General features: G+C 70.7%; 19 protein-coding genes. 10 read left to right on the top strand and 9 right to left on the bottom strand.

Annotation, left to right across the window (positions count from 1 at the left end; translation table 11 throughout):
• Nucleotides 1–237 precede the first annotated feature (237 nt).
• On the top strand, nt 238–840 hold the full coding sequence (locus tag ACIQWX_RS12915; RefSeq protein WP_400868857.1) for a LysE family translocator: 603 nt from the start codon (nt 238–240) through the stop codon (nt 838–840).
• Here the strand turns inward: ACIQWX_RS12915 and ACIQWX_RS12910 are convergent.
• Genes ACIQWX_RS12910 through ACIQWX_RS12895 form a run of 4 tightly spaced genes read right to left on the bottom strand, consistent with a single transcriptional unit; the run spans nt 837 to nt 4,151 of the window.
• Complete coding sequence (locus tag ACIQWX_RS12910) at nt 837–1,724, bottom strand: ABC transporter substrate-binding protein (protein WP_400868855.1); 888 nt, start codon at nt 1,722–1,724, stop codon at nt 837–839. The genes ACIQWX_RS12915 and ACIQWX_RS12910 overlap by 4 nt on opposite strands.
• Nucleotides 1,721–2,404, bottom strand: a complete 684-nt coding sequence (locus tag ACIQWX_RS12905) for an ABC transporter permease (protein ID WP_400868853.1) — start codon at nt 2,402–2,404, stop codon at nt 1,721–1,723. Before ACIQWX_RS12905 ends, ACIQWX_RS12910 begins: the two co-directional genes overlap by 4 nt.
• On the bottom strand, nt 2,401–3,069 hold the full coding sequence (locus ACIQWX_RS12900) for an ABC transporter permease (protein ID WP_400868851.1): 669 nt from the start codon (nt 3,067–3,069) through the stop codon (nt 2,401–2,403). The genes ACIQWX_RS12905 and ACIQWX_RS12900 overlap by 4 nt, the downstream gene beginning before the upstream one ends.
• A complete protein-coding gene (locus ACIQWX_RS12895) occupies nt 3,066–4,151 on the bottom strand; it encodes an ABC transporter ATP-binding protein (protein WP_400868849.1) in 1,086 nt (361 codons plus the stop codon). The genes ACIQWX_RS12900 and ACIQWX_RS12895 overlap by 4 nt, the downstream gene beginning before the upstream one ends.
• 92 nt (nt 4,152–4,243) lie before the next feature.
• Between ACIQWX_RS12895 and ACIQWX_RS12890 the strand changes: the two genes are divergently transcribed.
• A complete protein-coding gene (locus ACIQWX_RS12890) occupies nt 4,244–5,650 on the top strand; it encodes a bis-aminopropyl spermidine synthase family protein (protein WP_400868847.1) in 1,407 nt (468 codons plus the stop codon).
• 49 nt (nt 5,651–5,699) lie between these two features.
• On the opposite strand, the gene ACIQWX_RS12885 is transcribed toward ACIQWX_RS12890, so the two are convergent.
• Nucleotides 5,700–6,881, bottom strand: coding sequence for an NADP-dependent malic enzyme (locus ACIQWX_RS12885; RefSeq protein WP_372663977.1), 1,182 nt, complete (start codon nt 6,879–6,881; stop codon nt 5,700–5,702).
• A gap of 361 nt (nt 6,882–7,242) precedes the next feature.
• On the opposite strand from ACIQWX_RS12885, the gene ACIQWX_RS12880 reads away from it, so the two are divergent.
• From ACIQWX_RS12880 to ACIQWX_RS12870, 3 genes are read left to right on the top strand one after another with little or no spacing between them, the layout of a single operon-like run.
• Complete coding sequence (locus tag ACIQWX_RS12880) at nt 7,243–7,848, top strand: dTDP-4-dehydrorhamnose 3,5-epimerase family protein (protein WP_400868844.1); 606 nt, start codon at nt 7,243–7,245, stop codon at nt 7,846–7,848.
• 52 nt (nt 7,849–7,900) lie between these two features.
• On the top strand, nt 7,901–8,374 hold the full coding sequence (locus ACIQWX_RS12875; protein WP_400868842.1) for an SRPBCC family protein: 474 nt from the start codon (nt 7,901–7,903) through the stop codon (nt 8,372–8,374).
• Entirely contained in the window at nt 8,371–8,805 is a 435-nt protein-coding gene (locus tag ACIQWX_RS12870) for a MarR family winged helix-turn-helix transcriptional regulator (RefSeq protein WP_400868840.1), read from the top strand. The genes ACIQWX_RS12875 and ACIQWX_RS12870 overlap by 4 nt, the downstream gene beginning before the upstream one ends.
• On the opposite strand, the gene ACIQWX_RS12865 is transcribed toward ACIQWX_RS12870, so the two are convergent.
• Nucleotides 8,795–10,405: a GMC oxidoreductase gene (locus tag ACIQWX_RS12865; protein ID WP_400868838.1), complete on the bottom strand. Its 1,611-nt coding sequence runs from the start codon at nt 10,403–10,405 to the stop codon at nt 8,795–8,797. The genes ACIQWX_RS12870 and ACIQWX_RS12865 overlap by 11 nt on opposite strands.
• A gap of 345 nt (nt 10,406–10,750) precedes the next feature.
• On the opposite strand from ACIQWX_RS12865, the gene ACIQWX_RS12860 reads away from it, so the two are divergent.
• The gene (locus ACIQWX_RS12860) at nt 10,751–11,209 is read left to right on the top strand and encodes a hypothetical protein (protein WP_400868836.1); all 459 of its coding nucleotides are present in this window, start codon (nt 10,751–10,753) and stop codon (nt 11,207–11,209) included.
• Here the strand turns inward: ACIQWX_RS12860 and ACIQWX_RS12855 are convergent.
• Nucleotides 11,206–11,679: a hotdog fold domain-containing protein gene (locus tag ACIQWX_RS12855; protein ID WP_400868834.1), complete on the bottom strand. Its 474-nt coding sequence runs from the start codon at nt 11,677–11,679 to the stop codon at nt 11,206–11,208. The two genes, ACIQWX_RS12860 and ACIQWX_RS12855, sit on opposite strands and share 4 nt — an antisense overlap.
• Nucleotides 11,680–11,762: 83 nt before the next feature.
• On the opposite strand from ACIQWX_RS12855, the gene ACIQWX_RS12850 reads away from it, so the two are divergent.
• Together ACIQWX_RS12850 and ACIQWX_RS12845 are read left to right on the top strand one after the other, a co-directional pair.
• Nucleotides 11,763–12,353 carry an acid phosphatase gene (locus ACIQWX_RS12850; protein WP_400868832.1) on the top strand — a complete coding sequence of 197 codons (591 nt, stop codon included), beginning with the start codon at nt 11,763–11,765 and terminating at the stop codon, nt 12,351–12,353.
• 1 nt (nt 12,354) lies between these two features.
• Complete coding sequence (locus tag ACIQWX_RS12845; protein WP_400868830.1) at nt 12,355–12,837, top strand: GNAT family N-acetyltransferase; 483 nt, start codon at nt 12,355–12,357, stop codon at nt 12,835–12,837.
• On the opposite strand, the gene ACIQWX_RS12840 is transcribed toward ACIQWX_RS12845, so the two are convergent.
• Entirely contained in the window at nt 12,834–13,304 is a 471-nt protein-coding gene (locus tag ACIQWX_RS12840) for a hypothetical protein (protein ID WP_400868828.1), read from the bottom strand. The two genes, ACIQWX_RS12845 and ACIQWX_RS12840, sit on opposite strands and share 4 nt — an antisense overlap.
• A gap of 310 nt (nt 13,305–13,614) precedes the next feature.
• Between ACIQWX_RS12840 and ACIQWX_RS12835 the strand changes: the two genes are divergently transcribed.
• A complete protein-coding gene (locus ACIQWX_RS12835; RefSeq protein ID WP_400868826.1) occupies nt 13,615–14,541 on the top strand; it encodes a diacylglycerol/lipid kinase family protein in 927 nt (308 codons plus the stop codon).
• 275 nt (nt 14,542–14,816) lie between these two features.
• Complete coding sequence (locus ACIQWX_RS12830) at nt 14,817–15,071, top strand: WhiB family transcriptional regulator (RefSeq protein WP_043777259.1); 255 nt, start codon at nt 14,817–14,819, stop codon at nt 15,069–15,071.
• Nucleotides 15,072–15,387: 316 nt separating this feature from the next.
• Here ACIQWX_RS12830 and ACIQWX_RS12825 read toward each other — a convergent pair whose 3' ends face one another.
• Nucleotides 15,388–16,908 (bottom strand): sensor histidine kinase, encoded by a 1,521-nt coding sequence (locus ACIQWX_RS12825; protein ID WP_400868824.1) that lies wholly within the window; start codon nt 16,906–16,908, stop codon nt 15,388–15,390.
• Between the last annotated feature and the right edge of the window lie 2 nt (nt 16,909–16,910).

Genomic DNA, 16,910 nt, shown 5'->3' with positions numbered 1-16,910 from the left:
GTCCGGGGCGCCCCTGGGGTGGAGCTGTCCGGCGCGGGCACTATCCGGAGCGTGCACTACTCCCGGCGGGCGCTGGCCGAGGCGGGCACTGGCCGAGGCTGCGGGCGCTGTCCGGGGCCCCCGGGTGGGCGCTGTCCGGCGCGGCCGCTACCCAAAGCCCGCTGAGGGCTCCGGGCATGTCGTGAACCCCGCCGAAAAGCACTTCGCCCCGGCCCACCCGCGTGTCAGGATCGGCCCATGCCGGTCGACCCGCACCTCCTCGTCGCCTTCGTCGTCACCACCATGATCGCGATGATCACCCCTGGTCCGGACGTGCTCTTCATCCTCGGCTGCGGCATGCGCGGCGGGCCGAAGGCCGGGCTGCTCGCCACCGCCGGGGTCGCCACCAGTGAGGCCATCCACGTCGCCGTGGCCGCGGCCGGGCTGGCTGCCCTCTTCGCCGCCGTTCCCGTTGCCTTCACCGTCGTGCGCGTTGCCGGTGCCGCCTATCTCATCTACCTCGGCGTCCAAGCCATCCGGAACCGGAAGCCGCTCGTCGAACGGAAATCCGACCGCGCCTACCTCAGCGGCCTGCTCACCAACCTGCTCAACCCGAAGATGGTCACCTTCACCATCGCCTTCCTCCCGCAGTTCATCGACCCGGCGCGCGGGCACGTGTGGCTGCAGTTCGCGGTCCTCGGCGCGATCATGATCGTGTTCGAGTTCCTCGTCGACGGTGCGGTCGGCGTCCTCGCCGGGCGCGTCGGCGGGTGGGTCCGGCGGAAGAAGAACCAGCGCCGCATCGAGGTCGCCACCGGGGGCGTCTTCATCGGGCTCGGCGTGAAACTCGCCCTCGACTAGGACTTCAAGTTGTTGCGCGCCAAGAAGTCCTCGGCGATGTCCAGCGGGTTGCGCTTCTGCTCGGTGAACTCGACGTTCAGCTGAGTGAGCTGCGAAGTGTCCAGCGCGGCCGAAACCCGGTTCAGCGCGGCCACTTCGGCGGGCGACAACGTCCCGCGCGCCACCAGTGGCACGATGTTCTGCGCCGGGAACATGTTCTTGTCGTCGACCAGCGGCACGAACCCGTTCGCCGCGATCGTCGACGACGTGCTGAACAGGTCCGCGACCTGGACGTCGCCCGACTTCAGGGCCGCCACCGTCACCGGGCCGCCCGTGTCCGTCGTGCGGATCTCCTTGAACTCGCAGCCGTAGAGCGTCTTGATCTTGTCCTTCCAGCGGCTGCTCCACTGGCCCGGTCCGCCGAACACCAGGTCACGGCAGCGCGGCCCCAGGTCCGAGAACGTCTTGACGCCCGAGGAGGCCAGCTGCGGCCCGACCACCAGCAGGTCCTTGTCCTCGGCGGGCGCCTGGTCGAGCACCTCGAACCCGGCCGGGACCTTCTGACGCAGCTGCGCGTAGACGTCCTGGGACGTCGTCGCGGTCGTGTCCTTGTCGAAGTACCGCAACAGGTTCCCGCTGTAGTCCGGCACCACCGACAGCGACTTGTCTTGCAACGCCTTGACGACGACCTCGCGGCTCCCCACCGGCGGCCGGACCGTCACGTTCGAAGCGCCCGCATTGCGGAGCGCCCCAGCGTAGATCTGGGCCAGCAGCAGGCTTTCCCCGACGTCGGACGCGCCGATGATGATGTCGCCGGACGTCCCGCCCTCGCCGCCGCCCGCCAGCGGGTTGCCGCAGCCCGCGGCCAGCAGCACCACGGCAACAAAAGCAGCCAGCCGTTTCACGCCGTCACCTTCTTCACGGCCGCCGCGAGCCGGACGCCGCGCGGTACCAAAGCGCGGTTCAGCAACGCGAAGAGCAGGTCCAGGACGATCGCGAGCAACGTCGTCAGCAACGCGCCCGCGATCACCTCGGAATAGTCCAAAATGGCCAGTCCGTCGAGCAGGAACCGGCCCAGGCCACCGAGTCCGACGTACGCGGCCACCGCGGCGGTCGCGACCAGCTGCAGCACGGCGTTGCGGATGCCGCCCAGCACGAGCGGCAGCGAGATCGGCACTTCGACCTTCCACAGCCGCTGCCAGCCGGTCATCCCGATGCCCTGAGCGGCGTCGACCACGCCGTGGTCGGTCGCCTGCAGCCCGGCGTACGTCCCGGCCAGGATCGGCGGCACGGCCAGCACGACGAGCCCGATGACCGTCGAAGTGACGCTTTCGGTGAAGAGCAGGAACAGGAACGTCACGAGTCCCAGCGTCGGCAGCGCGCGGATCGCGTTGCCCGCACTCACCAGCGCGACGCCGCCGCGTCCGGTGTGGCCGACGAACAGTCCTAACGGGACGGCGATGACCAGCGCGATCACCAGCGACAGGAACGTGTACCCGAGGTGTTCCAGCAGCCGCTGCGGAACGCCGTCCGGGCCCGACCAGTGCGCCGGGTCGCCGAACCAGTGGAAGAGGTCGCTGATCATGCGGTGGTCACCCGTTCCCACGGCGTCAAGACGTTGCGCAGCAAGACCAGCAGCAGGTCGACGACCAGCGCGAGCAGCAGCGTCAGCACGATGCCGACGACGATCGGCGAGAAGTACTCGCGCTGGAAGCCGTCGGTGAACAGCACGCCGAGGCCGCCGGTGCCGATCAGCGCGCCGACGCTGACCAGGCTGATGTTGCTGACCGACGCCACCCGGACACCGGCCGCCAGCACCGGCACGGACAGCGGCAGCTCGACGGCGAAGAACCGGCGCACCGGCTTGTACCCGACGGCGGTCGCGGCGGCGGTCACCGGCGGCGGCACGGCGTCCAGCGCGTCGAGCACCGGGCGGACCAGCAGCGCCGTGGTGTAGATCGTCAGCGCGACGACGACGTTGACGCTGTCCAGGATCTTCGACCCGATCAGGCCGGGGATGACGACGAACAGCGCGAGCGACGGGATCGTGTAGAGCAGGTTGGCGAGCACCGTCAGCACCTGCCGGGCCGGCCGCCAGCGGTGGCCGAGCCAGCCCGCCGCGATCGCGAGCACGATGCCGATGACCAGCGGGAGCAGCGCCAGGTAGACGTGGTCGCCCAGGTCACCGAGGACCTCGGCGCGCGTGTTCCCGCTGCTCAGGTAGCGGCCGAGCTCGTCGAAGAAGCTCATGACGCCTGGGGCGTCGCCTCGATCACGTCCAGCACTTGCCTCGCGACGACCCCGCCGAGCACGCGGTGGTCTTCGTCGACGACCACGCCGAGGCTGGCCGGCGACGACAGCGCCGCGTCGAGCGCACCCCGGATCGGCGTGCCGTGGATCCACAGCGAACCGCCGGCCACCAAGTCGTCTTCGGACAGTGAACCGTCCACAGTGGAGTTCGGCGGCAGCCAGCCGCGCGGCTGCTTGTCCGCGTTGACCGCGAGCCGCCAGCCGTCGCTCGCGGACACCGGCGAGCCGATCTCGACGAGCTCGATCTCCTTGACCTCGACGCCGTCGGCGGAGAGGAACGACAGGCCGCGGTAGCCGCGGTCGCGGCCGACGAACGACGCCACGAAGTCGTCCACCGGGTGGCGCAGCACGTCGGCGGGCGTGCCGTACTGGGCGAGCTTGCCGCCGACGCGCATCACCGCGACCTTGTCGCCGAGCCGGACGGCCTCGTCGATGTCGTGGGTTACGAACACGATCGTCTTGCCCAGCTGCGACTGCAGGCGCAGCAGCTCGTTCTGCAGGTCCTCGCGCACGATCGGGTCGACGGCGGAGAACGGCTCGTCCATCAGCAGCACCGGTGAGTCCGCGGCGAGCGCGCGGGCGACGCCGACGCGCTGCTGCTGGCCGCCCGAAAGCTGGGCCGGGTACCGCTTGCCGACCTCGACCGGCAGGCCGATGGTCTCCAGCAGCTCGGCGGCCCGCTTGCGCGCCTTCGCCTTGTCCCACCCCGACAGCAGGGGCACGGTGGCGATGTTGTCCAGCACCGTCCTGTGTGGAAAGAGACCGGCGTGCTGGATGACGTAGCCGATGCCGCGGCGCAGCAGCGCCGGGTCGCCCTCGGCGACGTCCTTGCCGTCGAGCAGCACCTGGCCGCCGGTGGGCTCGATCATCCGGTTGATCATCCGCAGCGACGTCGTCTTCCCGCAGCCGGACGGGCCGACGAACACGGTGATCGTGCCGTCCTCGACCGTCAGGTTCAGCTTGTCGACGGCGACCGTCCCATCGGGATACTGCTTGGTCACGTCGCGGAATTCGATGGTCACTGCCCACTCCCCAAGTCCGGTGCAACCGACCGTAGCCGAGTCGGCGGCCGTTGGCACGGTGTTCCGCAGGGTGGTGACTACGCTGAGAGCCCGTGAAGGCACTCGACGACGTCCTCGCCGCGCACGGCGTCGGCGTCCGCCCGCTGTACCGCGTCATCGACCTGCTGCGCACCGGCGACCACGACCTCGGCGAGCTGGTGCGGCTGTCCACGGCGCCGCGCCGCAGCGTCGAAGACGTCCTCGCCGCGCTCGGCGACGACCTCGACCGCAGCGGTGACCGGCTGCGGATCTCCCCCGGCGTCGCCGCGTCCTACCTGCAGTACAGCGCGCCCCGGTACGCGGATCCGCTCGACGAAGCCGTCGCGAACCACGAATTGCTGCCCGAAGTCGCCGAATGGGTCGCCGAGGTGCCGCCGCCGCTGGCCGCGCTCGACCACGTGCAGGCGACGCCGGAGACGGTGCTGCGCCGCGCGCTCTGGCTGGACGCCCGGTACGACCTCGCGTCCGCGCGGCTGCTGTTCCTCGGCGACCACGACCTGACGTCGCTGGCCGTGCGGGCGGTCTGCCCGGCGGCGTCGCTGACGGTCGTCGACCTCGACGAGCGCGTGCTGGCCTACCTCGACGACCGCGGCGGCCGCGAAATCGCCACCGCCCACACGGACCTGCGCGTCGGCCTCCCACCGGCCGTCACCGGCGGGTTCGACCTGGTCTTCAGCGATCCGCCGTACACACCGGAGGGCATGGGCCTGTTCGCGGCGCGCGGGGTGCAGGCGCTGCGGAACCCGAGCGAGGGACGGCTGCTGTTCGCGTACGGCTACAGCCCCCGCCACCCGGCGCTGGGCGCGCAGGTGCAGCGGTCGCTGGCCACGCTCGGGCTGACGTTCGAGGCGATCCTGCCGGACTTCAACCGCTACTTCGGCGCGCAGGCGATCGGCAGCGCGGCGGACCTGTACGTCTGCCAGCCGACGGCGAAGGCCAAGAAGGTCCGCGCCGGCAAGGCGATCTACACGCACGGGCCGCAGTCCGTGGAGGCGGCCGGGACGAAGCCGGCGCTGCTGGAGAAGCTGAAGGAGATCGCGGGAGCCGGCGGGCTCGCGCTGGAGTCGCGGCCGGTCGACTGGTCGATCTCCGGACCGGAGGGGGACGCGGTCGCGATGGACCTTTCGGCCGACCCGGGACCGTGGCTGCTGCGCACCTTACTGGGTACGAACGCGCGCCGGCTCGCGCTGCTCGTCCCGAACGCGCACCCGGACCTGGCGGACCAGGCGTCGCAGGAGGCGCTGGCGTCCCTCATCCGGGGGAAGTACACGCTGCGGTACCTGCGGAGCACGCCGGACAACCGGCACGCGGTGGTGGTCGCGGACGCGGTCGAGCACCAGGACGAGGTCCTCACCCGCGCTCACGCCCGGCTGGCGAACGTCTCGCTGGACGTCCCCGAGGACCTGACGAACCTGCGTCTGGTCGACGTCCCCCGCCACCGCCTGGCGGAACTCTTCTGAGACGCCGAAAGCGGCACTTTCACGTGAAAGTGCCGCTTTCGGACCGGCGTCAGGCCGTGACGCCGTCGGCTTCCGCCGCCTTCGCCACCGCCGCCGCGACCTCGGGGGCCACGCGCGGGTCGAGCGGCGAGGGGACGATCCGGTCCGGGCCCAGGTCGTCCATCGCCACCGACACGATCGCCTCGGCGGCCGCCAGCTTCATGCCCTCGGTGATCGCCCGCGCGCCGGAGTCCAGCGCGCCGCGGAACACGCCGGGGAACGCCAGCACGTTGTTGATCTGGTTCGGGAAGTCGCTGCGCCCGGTGGCCACGATCGACGCGTACCGCGCGGCCACGTCCGGGTGAACTTCCGGGTCCGGGTTGGACAGTGCGAACACGATGCCGCCGCCCGCCATCCGGCCGAGCAGGGACTCGTCGATCGTCGCGCCGGACAGGCCGAGGAACACGTCCGCGCCCTCGAGCGCCTCGGCCAGGCCGCCCTTCAGGCCGGCCTTGTTCGTCGTCGCGGCCAGGCGTTCCTTGACCGGGTTCAGGCCGTCGCGGCCGGCGTGGATGATGCCGCGCGAGTCGAGGACGGTGACGTCCCCGATGCCGGCCTCCTGCAGGATCCGGGCGCACGCGACCCCGGCCGCGCCGGCGCCGGAGACGACGACGCGCTGGTCGGCGATCGCCCGGTCGAGGACCAGGTTGGCGCCGCGCAGGGCGGCCAGCGTGACGATCGCCGTGCCGTGCTGGTCGTCGTGCATGACGGGGCAGTCGAGCGCCTCCTTGAGCTTGTCCTCCAGCTCGAAGCACCGCGGCGCGGAGACGTCCTCCAGGTTGACGGCCCCGTAGGACGGCCGCAGCCGCACCAGCGTCTCGACGATCTCGTCGACGTCGGTGGTGTCCAGCACCAGCGGGATCGAGTCGAGCCCGCCGAAGGTCTTGAACAGGACCGACTTGCCCTCCATGACCGGCAGCGACGCGCTCGCGCCGATGTCGCCGAGGCCGAGCACCGCCGTCCCGTCGCTCACCACGACGACGAGCCGGTCCGCCCACGTGTACCGCTTGGCCTTCGCGGCGTCCTCGGCGATCGCGCGGCTCACCTTCGCCACACCCGGGGTGTACGCGATCGAAAGGTCACGCGGGCTGGAAATCGGGCGGGTGGCCGCCACCGAGAGCTTGCCGCCCTCGTGCCCGGTGAAGATCTCTTCGTCGGTGACCGGTGCTCCGGCACCGGTGGGGTCGCTCATGGGGATTCCTGTCGTCGTTTCCGTCATTCCCCCAGTGGGAATGACGGAACTCGCGGATCGGACTTGGGTCACTGGAATTTCTCCTGGGCATGCGAGCGGGGGACCACGGCTACAGGGGAAACCCGTGGTTTGTTCCTCCGGCACGGCAGCCCAGCGCGGTAGCGCCGGCCTGTCGGCGAGGCGTCACGTCGGCCATCGGTGCCGTGGGTCTGGCGATGGCCGCGGACGCGGCGGTCCACTCATTGTGACAGGTCCGGTCCGGAAGGGGACCCCTCGGTGCGGCTGATGTCACACCGGACCCCTATTCCGGCAATTGCCAAGACGTCCGTTCGGTTTTTAAGCCGCCCGATAAGGTGACGCCATGGAATTCCGCCGGCTGAGCGTCCCGGACGCCTTCGAGTTCTCCCCCCGGGCGTTCCCCGACGAGCGAGGCCTGTTCGTCGCCCCCTTCCAGGAGGAGGTCCTGCGCGAGGCGACCGGCCACCCGCTGCGGCTGGCGCAGGCGAACCACAGCGTGTCCCGGCGGGGTGCCATCCGCGGCATCCACTTCGCCGACACGCCTCCCGGTCAGGCGAAGTACATCTACTGCGCGCGCGGTTCGCTGCTCGACGTCGTCGTCGACATCCGCGTCGGGTCGCCGACCTTCGGCACCTGGGACGCCGTCCAGCTCGACTCGCGCCGGTTCAACGCCGCCTACCTCGCCGAGGGGCTCGGGCACGGCTTCATCGCCCTCGAGGACGACACGGTGATGGCCTACCTGTGCTCCGAGGGGTACAACCCGACGGGCGAGCACGGCATCACCCCGCTCGACCCGGCGCTCGGCCTGCCGTGGCCGGCGGACATCGAGCCGATCCTGTCCGAGAAGGACCGCACCGCTCCGACGCTGGCCGAGGCCCTGGAGCAGGACTTGCTGCCGTCGTACGACGACTGCGTCGCGTACTACGACAAGCTGCGCTCCACGCACTGATCACCGATAGAGGCTCTAGCGCCGATAGGCAGCGCACATATAGTATGCGCGCATGTCACTTTACGAGTACGAGCACCGCGAGACTTCGACCGCCCCCGCCGCCGCGATCTGGCCGCTCTGGGCCGACACCGGCCGCTGGCCCGAGTGGGACGCGGGCGTCCGCTCGGTGGTCGTCGACGGTCCCTTCGCGGCCGGCACCAGCGGCACCATGACGATGGACGGGATGCCGCCGATCCCGTTCACCCTCACCGAGGTCACCGAGGGCCGGAGCTTCACCGACGAGACCCGGCTGCCGGACGCGTTCCTGCGGTTCGAGCACGTCCTGGCCGACGTCGACAGCGGCACGCGGATCACCTACCGCGTCACGATCGACGGGCCGGAGGGCTTCGGCCCGCAGGTCACCGAGGACACCCCGGACGCCGTGCGCGCGCTGGCCCGGCTCGCCGAGGCATCCTCCGGGGGTCCGGGTGGCGAAGCCCCCGGCCGGGGCGAAGCCCCGCTTGACACAGCAAGCTTGCGGGTATGACAGCGCCGAAGTCCCGCCTGCCCGGCCCGGACCGCAGCCCCGGCTTCCTGCTGTGGCGGGTGACGCTGGCCTGGCAGCGGGCGATGCGGGCCGCGCTGGCCCCGCACGACCTCACGCACGTCCAGTTCGTGCTGCTCACGACCACGTGGTGGCTCACCCGCGCGGGCGAGCTCCCGACCCAGCGGCAACTGGCCGAACAGGCAGGCACCGACACGATGATGACCAGCCAGGTCGTCCGCAAGCTGGCCGACCGGGGTCTGCTGGCCCGCGCCGACGACCCGGCGGACGCCCGTGCCAAGCGCCTCCGGATCACCGCGGACGGCCTGGAGCTGGTCGCGAAGGCGCTGAAGGACGTCGAAGCCGCCGACGCGTCCTTCTTCGCCGGCGTCGGCGACGACTTCACCGACTCGCTCGCGAGACTCAGCCCCTGACGTCTTCGGCGATGACCCGCTCGATGTTGCGCTCGGCCAGCGCCGTGATCGTCACGAACGGGTTGACGCCGGTGCTGCCCGGGATGAGCGAGCCGTCCGTGACGTACAGGTTGCGGTAGCCCTTCACCCGGCCGTAGCCGTCGGTCGCCTCGCCGAGCACCAGGCCGCCCAGCGGGTGGTAGGTGAAGCGGTTTTCGAACGTGCGCGTGTCGCCGAACAGGTCGTAGCGGTAGATCGTCTTGTTCGCCCGGTTGACCTTGTCGAACAGCGCCTTCGCGGCGTCGATCGACGGCTGTCCCTGCGACGCCGTCCAGTGCAGCTTCGCCGAGTCGCTCGCGGCGTCGTAGGTGAAGTGCCCGCGTTCGGGGTTCCTCGTGATCGCCAGGTACAGGCTCACCCACGTCTCGAGCCCGGCCGGCACCGGCGCGATCTCGGCGAACGCGGGATGCACCGGGTCCGCCCAGTTGTCGATGCCGAGCGCCGGCATGCCCGACTGCAGGCTGCCCGTGGTGTCCCAGACGTGGTTCGCGCGGCCGCACATGACGTTCCCGTTCGTGCCCCAGCCCTGCCCGACCGCGTCGTTCAGTTCGGGGAGCCGTCCGGTCTCGCGGGCGCGCACCAGCAGCTCGGTCGAGCCGACGCTGCCCGCGCCGAGGAACAGGTACTTCGTGTTCACGTGCCGCGTGCCCAGGACGGTGCCGTGCTCGTCGATTTCGCGGACGACCACCGTGTACGTCCCGTCGGGCTGGTGGAGGATCTCGCGGACCTCCCGCAGCGTCTCGATGGTCACGGTGCCGGTGCCGAGCGCGGCGGCCAGGTAGGACTGGTCCAGCGAGCGCTTCCCGTGGTTGTTGCCGTAGATGACCTCGGACGCGTCCGCCGAGCGCGGCACCTCCCCGGCTTCCTCGCGGCGCAGGTAGTCCCGGTCGTAGACGCTGGGCACGAACACCGTCTCGAAGCCCGCCTTGCGCGCGGCCTTCCGGGAGACGCGCGCGTACTGGTACGACCGGCACGTCTCGAACCAGTCCGGGTCGACGACGTTCACGCCGAGCTGCGCGTTCGCCCGCGGGAAGTACTTGCCGTACATCTCGCCGGCGTCGACGCGTGGCAGGATCTCCTCGAAGTACGACCGCTTCGGCGTCACGGCCATCGCGCCGTTGACCAGCGATCCACCGCCGACGCCGCGGCCGAGGTACACCGCCATGTCGCCGAAGTTCACCCGGTCGAGCACGCCGGCGTGCCGCTTGATGTCGCGGTTGGCCAGGTCGAGCCAGAGGAACGACGCGAGCGGCGCCTCGGTGCGGTCCTTGAACCACATCGCCCGCTCGTCCGGCGCGAGCATCGAGCAGAACACCTTGCCGTCGGCGCCGGGCGTGTTCCAGAGCTTGCCCATCTCGAGCATCAGCGTCGGGATCCCGGCCTCTCCGAGCCGCAACGCCGTGACGGCGGCGCCATAACCGGTGCCGACCACCACCGCCGGCGAGTACTCCGGGAGCGGTGACGCGGTCGCGGGCCGCGTCGAGATCGTGGTCAGCCCGAGGGCGGCGGCGGAGTTCAGGGCGGCGAGGCCGAGGAACCGGCGGCGGGAGAAGGCAGACATGGGCCCGAGCATGCCCGATCTTGGTAAACGGCGTTAACTATTCAGAACGTGTTTCACCCGGTCGAGGGAAATTCCGGCCTTCCCCTGGGGGCGATCCCGGATGTCCGCTCCCGGCGGCGCGAGCAAGCTCACCGGCATGAAACTTCTCGCACTGGGGGCGGCCGCGGCCGCCGTGGCCGCACTGGGGGTCGTGCCCGGGACGGCGTCCGCGGACGAGCTGCCGGCATTCGACTTCACCGACTGCCCGGCACCGCCCCGAACGCCGACCCGGGCACGTGGCGCTGTGAAGCCTTTGTCTCGCAAGGAAAACTGACCATCCACGACCGGGAGGTCCCGCTCGGCGAGATGCGGCTGACCTTCAGCGAAGGCAAGGTGAACGGCCAGTACGCGCAGGTCTTCGGCGCGCTGCGGCACGAGCCGGCGCCTCTGCCGGGCATTCCCGGCGCGACGATCCAGTTGCGCTACGGCGGCTACTCGGACTTCCTGAGCACCGCCGAGCGACGGGGCGCACTCGACGTCTACGCCGTGGTCCGGCACCCCTTACTGCGTAAGGACTGCCGGATCGGCACGCCTGCCGAGCCGCTGCACACGATCGTCCACGACGACCCGGCCGTGCCGCCGCGGATCATCTCCGACAACCCGCGGACGGCGTACTTCGGCGTCGTCGACCCGGATGTGGCCCTGCCGGCGACCACCGGCTGCGGCGTGCTCGGCAAGCTCGTCGACCACCGGCTGGGCCTGCCGTCGCCGGCCGGCGAGAACACGTTCCACCAGACGACGTACGTGCAGTACAAGCCGCTCTAACGCTTCTTCGGCGTCACCCAGATCGTGATCGTCCCGGTGACCACCGGCTTGCCGCTCGTGTCCGAAATGGTCACCGGGACACCCAGCTCGAAGCCCTCGTCGCCGAACTCCGGCAGCTCGGGCAGCGCGGCCACGGCACGCAGGCCCGTCCCGGCCTTGGCGACGTACTGGACGTCCATGCCCTTCGGCAGCCAGCGGTGCGTGCCGGGGACCGTCGCTTCGGCGAGCATGCCCATCGCGATCTCGGCGAGGTTGCACGCGGCGATCGCGTGGAACGTGCCGATGTGGTTGTGGACACCCCACCACTTCGGCGCGGTGACTTCGCAGTGGCCGGGCCGCAGCTCGCGCACCGACGGCAGCACCGTGCGGAAGTACGGCACGCGCAGGCACATCGCGGCGCTGAACAGCTGCTTCCCGCCCGGCTTGGCGGCCAGCTTGTGCCACAGCGCGAACGTCGGCGTCTCGGGCATCGGCGTCTCCTCGAACTAAGCTACTGTTCAGTAGCTAAGCAGACGACCGGCCGCCGGGCAAACCGCCGGATATATTCGCCCGTGTGGCGAACCGTCTCTTCCTCCTAAGGCACGGCCAAACCGAATGGTCGGTGAACGGGCGGCACACCGGCCGCACCGACATCCCGCTGACGCCGGCCGGCGAAGGGCAGGCGCTCGCCGCCGGCGGCACGCTCCGGAGCCTGGTCGGCGGGCCGTCGCTGGTGCTGTCCAGCCCGCGGACCCGGGCGCTGCGGACGGCCGCGCTGGCCGGCCTGCGCGTCGACGAGGTCACCGAGGACCTTTCCGAGTGGGACTACGGCGAATACGAAGGCGTCACCACCCCGGACATCCGCAAGACCGTGCCGGGCTGGACCGTCTGGACCCACCCGATCCCCGGCGGCGAAAGCGCTTCGCAGGTGTCCGACCGCGCGGACCGCGTGCTGACGCGCGCCCGCGGCGACATCGAGGCCGGCGACGTGATCCTGGTCGGCCACGGGCACTTCAGCCGTGTGCTGGTGGCCCGGTGGCTCGGGCTGCCCGCGACGTCCGGCGTCCACTTCGGACTCGACGCGGCCGGCATCGCGGTGCTCGGCGACGAGCGCGGCGAACCCCAGATCGAACACCTCAACCTGCCGCCCGCCCTGGAGGACTGACGTGCCCGACGACCGCATCCGCCGGATCCGCCCCGACGACGTCGAGGCCGCCGTCGGCCTGGCGTACGCGCTGGCCGACTACGAGCGCGCCCCGGACGAGTGCCACCTGACGGTCGCACAGCTACAAGAGGCGCTGTTCGGCGAGGCGCCGAAGCTGTTCGGGCACGTGGCCGAAGTGGACGGCGAGATCGCCGGCTTCGCCGTGTGGTTCCTCAACTACTCGACCTGGCGCGGGGTGCACGGGATCTACTTGGAGGACCTCTTCGTCCTGCCGTCCCACCGCGGCTCCGGCCTGGGCAAGGCGCTGCTGGCGGCGCTGGCGGCGGAGTGCGTCGAGAAGGGCTACGCGCGGCTCGAGTGGTCGGTGCTGGACTGGAACCCGGCGACGGAGTTCTACAAGGCCCTCGGCGCGGTCCCGATGGACGAGTGGACGGTCAACCGGCTGACGGACGAGCCGCTGAAGGCCCTGGCCGCGCAGGCTTAGTCCTCTTCGTGCCCTTCGCGCTCGGCGCGGCGGCCGGCCAGGCCGCCGCGTTCGGCGGCTTCCGTCTCCGTCTCGCCTTCGCGCAGGCCCAGCGCCCACGCCCGCGACGGCGCGCGGAACAGCAGCACCAGCGCGACGATGCCGAGCAACGCCACCGGCACGCCCCACAGCGGCTCGCCCGACGGGCCGAGCAGGTACCAGCCGAGGCCGATCACGATCAGCGCGATCACCACACCCGGCGAGCGCGCCCACGTCTGGCCGAGGACCAGCCCCGCCGACGCGGCCAGGAACGCCAGCGCGACCACGATGAACGTGCCCGACTCGACGTAGACGTTGTTGCCCGGCTGCGCGGGCGAACCCAGCCCGTTCACCAGCACGACCACCCCGAACACCAGCAGGGCGAGCGACGGCACCGCGGTGACCGCGCCGGCCCAGCGGACCTCACGGGGAGCGGGCGAGAGCTTCACGGCGGGGCCTTCCGGGGGTCCTTTGCGGGAGCACAGTGGACTCGACCAGGGCGAGTCACCGTGCGTGAGCTGATTCGATCGTATGCCACCCGGTCGGCCGTTTTCGCGGGACCGCCCGGGCGCTGAGAATTCAGGAGTCGTCGATGAGCGGGCGGTCGGCCCGGGTGCACTTGTCACGACGAGCGGACACCCGCACGTGAAGGAGGGCCGCCCGGCACAGGGTCCGAAGGTGCTGTTGGTCAGGGTTGCGCCCGTCACCATGCGGGTCCGGAAGGTTCTCGGGCCGCCGGAAGTCACCTACCCTGCGGTGGTGCGCGCAATCCTCGTCGTGAACCCCCAGGCCACCTCGACCACCGCCGGTGGCCGGGACGTCCTGGCGCACGCGCTGGCCAGCCAGGTGAAGCTCGACGTGGTCGAAACGGACTACCGCGGGCACGCCATGGCGGTCGCGCGCTCGGCGGCGCGGGACGGCATCGACCTGGTCGTGGCGCACGGCGGCGACGGCACGGTCAACGAGGTCGTCAACGGCCTCCTCGCCGACGCCGACGGAGATCCCACCCAGATCGGGCGAGTGCCCGCCCTTGGCGTTGTGCCCGGCGGTTCGGCCAACGTGTTCGCCCGCGCCCTCGGCATCTCGTCGGACCCCGTCGAAGCGACCCACCAGCTGCTGCACGCGCTGGAGAACGACCGCTCGCGCCGGGTCGGGCTCGGCCTGGCCGACGGCCACTGGTTCACCTTCAACTCCGGCCTCGGCTGGGACGCCGACGTCGTCGGCCGGGTGGCGAAGCGCCGCGGCAAGCAGACGACCGCCGGCCTCTACATGCGGGCCGCCGTCCGCTCCTACTTCCGGCCGCCGCTGGGCCGGCCCGCCCTCACCATCCGCGTCCCTGGCGAGGAACCCGCCGAGGCGTTGACCGCTTTCGTGTCGAACACCGATCCGTGGAGCTACCTGGGCGAGCGTCCGGTCCACCTCAACCCGGGTTGCTCGTTCGAGACGGGATTGGGCCTGTTCGCGCTGAACGGTCTCGGGTTGCCGACGGTGTTCAAGCATGTACGCCGCGCTTTGGCTACGAAGAGCAACCAAAAAGGCAAACGTCTCGTGCGTCACGACGACGTGCCGATGATCCGCATCGACGCAGCTGAACCGGTAAACTTCCAGGTGGACGGCGACCTCGTCGGCCAGCGGACCAGGGTGGAGTTCTTCAGCGTCCCGAACGCACTCACGGTAATCGTGTGACGACGGGACCGCTGATCGCCTGCGGCAAAGTGCAATCTGCCGTTCGTCGACGCAGAAGCTCCACTCACCGCATCAGCCTTCCCTTCGAGTGGCTGTTTCGGAGAGAAACCGCAGGTCAGACGTGTCGCTCGGCCGGGTGAGCTGACTCACCGATCTTCCGGAAACCCTTGTCGAACGCGGTGCTTCGTGAAAGCATTCACAAGCACCCAAGAACACGACCGCCATTGACGACTGTGGCGCGGCCCTCCCGCGCCATGTGTAAGGAGCTCACGAACATGGACTGGCGCCACGACGCGGCCTGCCGAGACGAGGACCCCGAGCTGTTCTTCCCGGTGGGAACCAGCGGTCCGGCTCTGTCGCAGGTAGCTCAGGCGAAGGCCGTGTGCCACCGCTGCCCCTCCGCTTCCGACTGCTTGGCCTGGGCTTTGGCCAGCGGCCAGGACGCCGGCGTGTGGGGCGGCATGAGCGAAGACGAGCGACGCGCGCTCAAGCGCCGCCGTACGCACATCGGCACGCGTACCAACGCCTGACGTTTCTCCCGCACCACCCGAACCGCACAGGAATTCTCCCGGCGGAGCACTGTTGTGCCCACGTCGTCTGGGGCGATACCTACCCGGTTCGAGCTTAACAACCGAGGCGAAACCACCTGACGACGGGTGTGCTGAAACCTCACCAGGACTTCAAGTCCTCCGCAAAACGTTGAACGGCCCGGCACCACGCACCAGGTGCCGGGCCTTCAGCGTGTGTCCCTCCCGCGACCCGCACCCGATCGCTTCCGCCGCAACGGATATGCCCGGCGGTGATCGAGTCCAAACGCGACAGTCCGGCGCAGCCTCGAAAGAGGGACTACAGCCGCCGGGACAGCGGGATGCGCAGCGCGGCTTCCGTTCCCGTCACCCGGGTCGACGACGTTTCCGTCCGCACCTTCCGCAGCGAAAGCGACCCCCGCAGCTCGGACTCCACCAGCGTCCGCACGATCTGCAGGCCCAGCCCGTCCGAGCGCTCCAGCGAGAAGCCCGACGGCAGCCCGCGCCCGTTGTCGCGGATGACCACGTCCAGCCAGCGCGCCGAGCGTTCCACGATCAGCTCGACCTTGCCCGACCGGCCCGCCGGGAACGCGTGCTCGATGGCGTTCTGCACCAGCTCGGCCAGCACCATCACCAGCGGCGTCGCGATCTCCGCGACCACCACCCCGAACGAGCCCGTGCGGGTCAGGCCGACCTGCGACTCCGCCGTGGCGACTTCGCCGACCATGGGCAGCACGTTATCGAGCAGCTTGTCGAGGTCGACGCGCTCGTCCACCGAGATGGACAGCGCCTCGTGGACCAGCGCGATCGACGTAACCCGGCGGACCGACTCCGCCAGCGCGAGCCGCGCTTCCTCCGACGACGTCCGGCGGGACTGCAGCCTCAGCAGCGCCGCCACCGTCTGGAGGTTGTTCTTCACCCGGTGGTGGATCTCGCGGATCGTCGCGTCCTTCGACAGCAGCGCGCGGTCACGGCGTTTCACCTCGGTGACGTCGCGGACCAGCACCAGCGCGCCCGCCGCCTGCCCCGCCGGCCGCAGCGGCAGCGCGCGGAACAGCACCACCGCGCCGCGCCGCGAGTCGGCCTCCGTGCGGCTCGACGGCTTCCCGTCCAAGGCTTCGATGATCCGGTGCGACACCTCGGTCGCGTCGAACGGGTCGCGGATCAGCGACCGCGTCAACGGCGCCAAGCGCGTCCCGACCAGGTCCGACTCGTGCCCCATCCGGTGGTAGGCGGACAACCCGTTCGGGCTCGCGAACACCACCGTGCCGCTCGAGTCGAGCCGGATCAGGCCGTCGCCGACCCGCGGCGACGTGTGCGTGTCCGTCGCGTTGCTGCCGTTCGGCGGGAACGTGCCGTCGACGATCATCTGGCACAGGTCGCCGGCGCTGCCCAGGTACGCGATCTCCAGCGGCGACGGCACGCGCGGCGCGGCCAGGTTCGTCTCGCGGCTCATCACGGCGATCACCTGGTCGTGGAAGCGCACCGGGATCGCCTCGCGCCGCATCGGCAGGTCGCGGTACCAGTGCGGGTCCTCTTCGCGGCAGATCCGCACCTCGCGCATGGCCTTCGCCAGCTGCGGGTGCTCCTCCACCGTGAACCGGGTGCCGACGACGTCTTCGGGGTGCGCGGTCGGTGCCGTCGTCGGGCGCGCGTGCGCGACGCAGACGAAGTCGCCGCCGTCCGGCTGCAGTTCCTCGGTCACCGGGACCCAGAGCAGGAAGTCGGCGAAGGACAGGTCGGCCAGCAGCTGCCACTCGGCGACGACGGTCTGCAGGTGGTCCGCCGCCTCACCGGGGAGGCCGGTGTTGTCGGCGAGCAGTTCGGCGAGCGTCGACACGG

Source organism: Amycolatopsis sp. NPDC098790 (genome assembly GCF_044759945.1).
Taxonomy (GTDB): Bacteria; Actinomycetota; Actinomycetes; order Mycobacteriales; family Pseudonocardiaceae; genus Amycolatopsis.
This window is presented reverse-complemented; position numbering and strand designations above follow the sequence as displayed.

Excerpts from the sequence above, each read along its gene's own strand:
- ACIQWX_RS12915 (WP_400868857.1), top strand. The coding sequence starts at position 238 with ATGCCGGTCGACCCGCACCTCCTCGTCGCCTTCGTCGTCACCACCATG.
- ACIQWX_RS12905 (WP_400868853.1), bottom strand. The coding sequence starts at position 2,404 with ATGATCAGCGACCTCTTCCACTGGTTCGGCGACCCGGCGCACTGGTCG.
- ACIQWX_RS12900 (WP_400868851.1), bottom strand. The coding sequence starts at position 3,069 with ATGAGCTTCTTCGACGAGCTCGGCCGCTACCTGAGCAGCGGGAACACG.
- ACIQWX_RS12885 (WP_372663977.1), bottom strand. The coding sequence starts at position 6,881 with ATGAGCGACCCCACCGGTGCCGGAGCACCGGTCACCGACGAAGAGATC.
- ACIQWX_RS12880 (WP_400868844.1), top strand. The coding sequence starts at position 7,243 with ATGGAATTCCGCCGGCTGAGCGTCCCGGACGCCTTCGAGTTCTCCCCC.
- ACIQWX_RS12875 (WP_400868842.1), top strand. The coding sequence starts at position 7,901 with ATGTCACTTTACGAGTACGAGCACCGCGAGACTTCGACCGCCCCCGCC.
- ACIQWX_RS12870 (WP_400868840.1), top strand. The coding sequence starts at position 8,371 with ATGACAGCGCCGAAGTCCCGCCTGCCCGGCCCGGACCGCAGCCCCGGC.
- ACIQWX_RS12865 (WP_400868838.1), bottom strand. The coding sequence starts at position 10,405 with ATGTCTGCCTTCTCCCGCCGCCGGTTCCTCGGCCTCGCCGCCCTGAAC.
- ACIQWX_RS12860 (WP_400868836.1), top strand. The coding sequence starts at position 10,751 with ATGCGGCTGACCTTCAGCGAAGGCAAGGTGAACGGCCAGTACGCGCAG.
- ACIQWX_RS12855 (WP_400868834.1), bottom strand. The coding sequence starts at position 11,679 with ATGCCCGAGACGCCGACGTTCGCGCTGTGGCACAAGCTGGCCGCCAAG.
- ACIQWX_RS12830 (WP_043777259.1), top strand. The coding sequence starts at position 14,817 with ATGGACTGGCGCCACGACGCGGCCTGCCGAGACGAGGACCCCGAGCTG.